Here is a 5,727-nt window from a genome sequence, read left to right on the forward strand (position 1 = left end):
TGCTTGGCCAGCATGCGCACCCCGAGCTTCACGTCGAGCCACGACACCCCGGTCGCGCAGCCCGCGCAGCAGCGCGACCGCCATGTCCAGCGCCTCGAGCGCGGTGAGCAGCGTCGCCGCCGCGCGCCCGCGGCGGGCTAGCCGCGCGCGGTGCGCCTCCTCCAGGTCCCCGACCACGTCCTCGGCGCCCCCCGGCGGCGCGACGCGCTCCAGCAGCGCGAGGGCCCAGCGCGGGGGGCTCGTGCGCGGGGGGCTCGTGCGGGGGGCGCTCATGCCGGCTCCCTGGCGATGCCGCCCAGCCCGACCGTCATGGCGCGGATCGCGGCCGTCGTGGCCCGGACGGCCGCCGCCCCCTCGGGGCGCACGGTGACGAGGCGCCGGGCCCGCCCGCCGCGCTCGGCGCGCGGGTCGCCCAGCCGCGTCGCGACCAGCCCCTTGGCCTCCAGGCGCTGGAGCGTCGTGAAGACGTTCGCCCGGCGCACCGAGCGGCCGGTCCGCCGCGCGATGTCGTCGGTGATCGAGACGGCGTAGGCCTCGTCGGGGCCCAGGCGCAGGGCGGCGAGCATGACGAGGAGCTCGAACTCCGCGAGGGATTCGGCGGACATGGGGGGTGGGGTCACGATGTGAGCAAAATCGGCCGGCGCTCCCTACGGGCGGGGGGCGAGGACAGATTCAGGGCGACCCACCCACCCGATCCCCCGACCCGCTCTCCCATGCTTCGCTCCCTCCTCGGCGCCTCCGCCGCCCTCATCCTGGCCGCCGCGCCGGCCGCTGCCCAGCAGCACGACCACGGCGCCGAGCAGCACGCGGCCGGCGGCTGGAAGGAGATGGACGCCTTCCACCAGGTGATGATGGCCACCTGGCACCCGGCGGCCGGCAAGAACGACCTGGCGCCGGCGCGCGCCAAGGCGGGCGAGCTGGCTGCCGCCGCCCGCGCCTGGAAAGGCGCCGCGGTGCCGAAGGCGTGCGACACGCCGGCGACGCGCGCCGCGGTCGCCAAGGTCGCCGCCGGCGCCGACGCCTTCGCGGCGCTGGCCGCCAAGGCCGGCACCACCGACGCCGCGCTCAAGGCCGCGCTCAAGGGCGTGCACGACGACTTCGAGCCGGTCGAGGAGGGGTGCGCCCCCGCCGGGGCGGTGAAGAAGGACGGGCACGCGGGGCACGCGGGACATCCGTGAGCGGGCGCTGCGGGCTGCGGGCTGCGGGTTCGAGAGAATCCGCAGTCCGTTGTCCGCAGCGCCCTGTGCTGTCGGACCGTAGCTTCGGGAGCCGTACCCTCACGGGTCGGCTCCCGTCGTTCGTTCCCCCCACCGCTCCACCACCGATGGTCCCCATCTCCCGGCGCGCCGCCCTGGCGGCGGCGCTCACCGTGGCCGTCCCGCTGGGCGCGCAGGCGCCCGCCGGCACGCGGCTCCTCCGCACCCCCAGCGTGAGCGCGCGCCACATCGCGTTCACCTACGCCAACAACGTCTGGGTCGTCGAGCGCGCGGGCGGGAGCGCGCGCCGCCTGACGAGCTTCCAGGGCGAGACGACGAACCCGAAGCTCTCCCCCGACGGGCGCACGGTCGCGTTCAGCGCCGAGTACGGCGGGAACACCGACGTCTACGTCGTGCCGGTCGAGGGCGGGCAGCCGACGCGCCTCACGTGGCACGCCGGCGCCGACCAGGTGCAGGGGTGGACCCCCGACGGGAAGGCGGTCGTCTTCGCGAGCGGGCGCGCCAGCGAGGCGCCGTCGGCCGCGCCGCGCTTCTGGACCGTCCCGGTGGGCGGCGGCGCCGAGACGCCGATGGCGATGCCGCGCGCGTACCAGGGGAAGATCTCCCCCGACGGGCGCCACGTCGCGTACCGCCTCAACAACTCGTGGGACGAGGAGCGGCGCAACTACCGCGGCGGCCAGAACCGCCCGGTCTGGATCATGGACCTCCGCTCGCACGAGGTCGTGACGCCGCCGTGGACCGATTCCAAGGACGTGGACCCGGCGTGGGTCGGCGGCACGGTCTACTTCATCTCCGACCGCGACGGCGTCGCCAACGTCTGGTCGTACGACCCGGCGAGCAAGGCGCTCACGCAGCGCACGCGCTTCACCGACTTCGACGTGAAGGCGCTCGACGCCAACGCGGGCGCAGTGGTGTTCGAGCAGGGCGGCTACGTGCACGAGCTCGACCCGGCGACGGGGCGCTCGAAGCAGGTGGCGATCACCGCGGCGGGCGACTTTCCCTGGATGATGGCGCAGTGGAAGGACGTCGGGAACCGGATGACCGACCTCGCGCTGTCGCCGACCGGGCGGCGCGCGGCGGTCGAGGCGCGGGGCGAGATCTTCACGATCCCCGCCGAGAAGGGGGACGTGCGCAACCTCACCAACCGCAGCGCGTCGGCGGAGATCGCGCCGGTGTGGTCGCCGGACGGGCGCTCGGTGGCGTACTTCTCCGACCGCTCGGGCGAGTACCGCCTCTACATCGCGCCGCAGGAGGGGATCGGGCAGCCGCGCGAGATCACGCTGCCGGAGCCGAGCCGCCCGTACGCGCCGGCCTGGTCGCCCGACGGGCGCCGCATCGCGTTCCAGGACTCGCACCTGCGGCTGTGGGTGGTGGACGTGGCAAGCGGGAACGCGAAGGTCGCCGACACCGACCCGTACTTCAGCGGCTCGCGCAGCATCGTGCCGGTGTGGAGCCCCGACTCGCGGTGGGTCGCGTACCCGAAGCGGCTGCCGTCGCTGATGCGCGCGATCTTCCTCTACGACGCGCAGGGCGGGCAGGTCCGGCAGATCACCGACGGGCTGGCCGACGCCACGCAGCCGGCGTGGGACGCGAGCGGGAAGTACCTCTGGTTCATGGCGTCGACCAACCTCGGGATGAACTCGGGGCTGCTCGACATGTCGGCGTACGAGCGCGCGACGACGCGCGGGCTGTACCTCACCGTGCTGGCCAAGGGCGAGCCGTCGCCGCTGCTGCCGGAGAGCGACGAGGAGGCGGCGCGCGCCGGGCGCGCGCCCGCGCAGCCGGGGCGCGAGGCGCCGGGGCAGCCGGATTCGACCGCCCGGCCGAGCGCCGAGCGCCGGGCGCCGGGCGATTCGACCGCGCGCGCGGCCGCGGTCGGCCCGCGCTCGACGACGGTGCGGATCGACTTCGACGGGCTGGCCCAGCGCACGATCGCGGTGGGCGACGTGGCGCTGCGCGACTACGCGCAGCTGCGCGCCGGCGCGCCGGGGTCGGTGTTCTTCGTCGAGCTGCTCCCGCAGACCGGCACCGGCAACGCGGCCGGCGGCGGGCAGTTCGGCGGCGGCACGCTGCACCGCTACCAGCTGTCGACGCGCCGCGCGGCGCCGTTCGCGCCGGGGGTGGCGCAGTTCGTCGTGAGCGCCGACGGGAAGAAGCTGCTCTACCGCACGCCGGGGCAGCAGGGCGCGCTGTTCCTCGTGGACGCCGACAAGGCCGCGCCGACGGCGGGGCAGGGGCGCCTGACCGCGCCGCTGCGCGCGTACGTCGACCCGAAGGCCGAGTTCCAGCAGATCTTCGCCGAGGGGTGGCGCAACCAGCGCAACAACTTCTACGTGAAGAACCTGCACGGCACCGACTGGCCCGCGGTGCGCAAGATGTACGAGCCGCTCCTGCCGAGCGTGATGCACCGGGCGGACCTGAACTACCTGCTCGACAACATGGGCGCCGAGACGGCGATCGGGCACTCGTACGTGCGCGGCGGCGACATGCCCGAGGTGCCGAACAACGTCGCGGGGCTGCTGGGCGCCGACTTCGCGGTCGAGAACGGGCGCTACCGCATCGCGCGCGTGTACGACGCCGAGAGCTGGAACCCCGAGCTGCGCGCGCCGCTGGCGACGCCGGGCGTCGAGGTCGGGCGCGGCGACTACCTGCTCGCCGTCAACGGCGTCGAGCTGCGCGGCGACGACAACCTGTACCGCCTGCTCGACGGCACGGCCAACCGGCAGACGGTGCTGACCGTCAACGCGCGCCCGACCATGGAAGGCGCGCGGCAGGTGACGGTGCTCCCGGTGGCCAACGAGCAGGGGCTGCGCACGCGCGCCTGGGTCGAGGGGCGCCGCCGCATGGTGGACTCGCTGTCGAAGGGGAAGCTGGCCTACGTGTACGTGCCGAACACCGGGCAGCCCGGGTACACGAGCTTCAACCGCTACTACTTCGCGCAGCAGGACAAGGACGGCGCGATCATCGACGAGCGCTACAACGGCGGCGGCTCGGCGGCCGACTACATCGTCGACGTGCTCGGGCGCGACTTCGACGGGTACTTCAACAACCCGGTCGGCGACCGCGTGCCGTACACCAGCCCGGCGGCCGGGATCTGGGGCCCGAAGGTCATGATCATCAACGAGATGGCCGGCTCGGGCGGCGACCTGCTGCCGTTCATGTTCAAGCGCCGCAAGATCGGCCCGGTGGTCGGCAAGCGGACGTGGGGCGGGCTGGTCGCGACGACCGACACGCCGCCGTTCGTCGACGGCGGCTCGATGATCGCGCCGCGCTTCGGCTTCATCGACCGGCAGGGGAAGTTCGCGGTCGAGAACGAGGGCGTCGCGCCCGACATCGACGTCGAGAACTGGCCGAAGGAGGTCATCGCGGGCCGCGACCCGCAGCTCGAGCGCGCGGTGCAGGAGGCGCTGAAGCTGCTGGCCGAGAAGCCGATCGACCGGATGAAGACGGAGCCGCAGGCGCCGACGTGGGGGAAGCGGCAGGGGAATCCCTGAGTGATGCTGCGGGCTGCGGACGGCGGGTTCGGATCCGCAGCCCGCAGCCCGCACTGCTGCCCCGGCAGGCTGCTTGCGAGACGCCGCCCGCATGTCTCGTCGCCCCCGTTCGCTCGCCCTCGTCCTCGCCGGCGGGAAGGGATCGCGGCTCGGCCCGCTCACGCAGCGCCGCGCCAAGCCCGCCCTCCCGTTCGGCGGCGCGTACCGGCTGATCGACTTCCCGCTCACCAACTGCGTGCACAGCGGGCTGTCGGACGTGTGGGTGGTCGAGCAGTACCGGCCGCACGCGCTCAACGACCACCTGCTGAACGGGCGGCCCTGGGACCTCGACCGGAACCGCGGCGGGCTGCGCATCCTGCCGCCGTTCACCGGGGCGCACGGCGAGGGGTTCGCCGAGGGGAACGCCGACGCGCTCTGGCGGCACCGCGCGCTGCTCGCGGAGTCGGGCGCCGACGAGCTGGTGGTGCTGAGCGCCGACCACGTGGAGCGCGTCGACCTGCGCGACGTGCTCGACGCGCACCGCGACGCCGGCGCGCAGGTGACGATGGTGACGACCGACGTGCCGCGCGCCGAGGCGTCGCGCTTCGGCGTGGTGCGCGTCGACGGCGGGCGCGTGACCGACTTCGCGTACAAGCCCGACGACCCGGCGGGCGACGGCGACCGCGCGACGGTGACGACCGAGGTGTTCGCGTACGACCTCGCGGCGCTGCTGCGCACGCTCGACGCGCTGGCCGCCGAGGTGGCGCGCCGCGACGACCTGCCGCACCTGGGCGACTTCGGCGACCACCTGCTGCCGGCGCTCGTGCGCGGCGGGCGCGCGCGCGCGGTGCCGCACGGCGGCTACTGGCGCGACGTCGGGACGCCCGGGAGCTACTGGCGCGGCCACATGGACCTGCTGGGCGGCGCGCCGGCGCTGACGCTCGAGGACCCGGCGTGGCCGGTGCGCACCGCGGGCGTCGAGCGCGACCCGGCGCACGTGGTGCGCGACGAGGCGCTCGACGACGTCCGCCTCGCGC

At 74.7% G+C, this 5,727-nt stretch carries 5 protein-coding genes; 3 read left to right on the top strand and 2 right to left on the bottom strand.

The window, feature by feature from the left end; genetic code table 11:
* A partial coding sequence (locus tag PYV61_RS19930) for a permease prefix domain 2-containing transporter (protein ID WP_275834900.1) occupies nucleotides 1-273 on the bottom strand: 273 nt, incomplete at its 3' end.
* The gene (locus PYV61_RS19935) at nucleotides 270-605 is read right to left on the bottom strand and encodes a helix-turn-helix transcriptional regulator (RefSeq protein ID WP_275834902.1); all 336 of its coding nucleotides are present in this window, start codon (nucleotides 603-605) and stop codon (nucleotides 270-272) included. The genes PYV61_RS19930 and PYV61_RS19935, both read right to left, overlap by 4 nt.
* 108 nt (nucleotides 606-713) lie before the next feature.
* Here PYV61_RS19935 and PYV61_RS19940 point away from each other — a divergent pair, with 108 nt between their 5' ends.
* From PYV61_RS19940 to PYV61_RS19950, 3 genes are all read left to right on the top strand, one after another.
* Nucleotides 714-1,178, top strand: a complete 465-nt coding sequence (locus tag PYV61_RS19940; protein ID WP_275834904.1) for a hypothetical protein — start codon at nucleotides 714-716, stop codon at nucleotides 1,176-1,178.
* A 146-nt stretch (nucleotides 1,179-1,324) separates the two neighbouring features.
* Nucleotides 1,325-4,711 (top strand): S41 family peptidase, encoded by a 3,387-nt coding sequence (locus PYV61_RS19945; protein ID WP_275834906.1) that lies wholly within the window; start codon nucleotides 1,325-1,327, stop codon nucleotides 4,709-4,711.
* A gap of 91 nt (nucleotides 4,712-4,802) precedes the next feature.
* The coding region (locus PYV61_RS19950; RefSeq protein ID WP_275834908.1) for a sugar phosphate nucleotidyltransferase at nucleotides 4,803-5,727 on the top strand (925 nt) is incomplete at its 3' end.

The sequence above is a fragment of the Roseisolibacter sp. H3M3-2 genome, from assembly GCF_029211165.1.
In the GTDB taxonomy this organism is placed as follows: domain Bacteria; phylum Gemmatimonadota; class Gemmatimonadetes; order Gemmatimonadales; family Gemmatimonadaceae; genus Roseisolibacter.

Bases quoted from the DNA above. Each gene is read 5' to 3' on its own strand.
- PYV61_RS19940 (WP_275834904.1), top strand. From the start codon at position 714: ATGCTTCGCTCCCTCCTCGGCGCCTCCGCCGCCCTCATCCTGGCCGCC.
- PYV61_RS19945 (WP_275834906.1), top strand. From the start codon at position 1,325: ATGGTCCCCATCTCCCGGCGCGCCGCCCTGGCGGCGGCGCTCACCGTG.
- PYV61_RS19935 (WP_275834902.1), bottom strand. From the start codon at position 605: ATGTCCGCCGAATCCCTCGCGGAGTTCGAGCTCCTCGTCATGCTCGCC.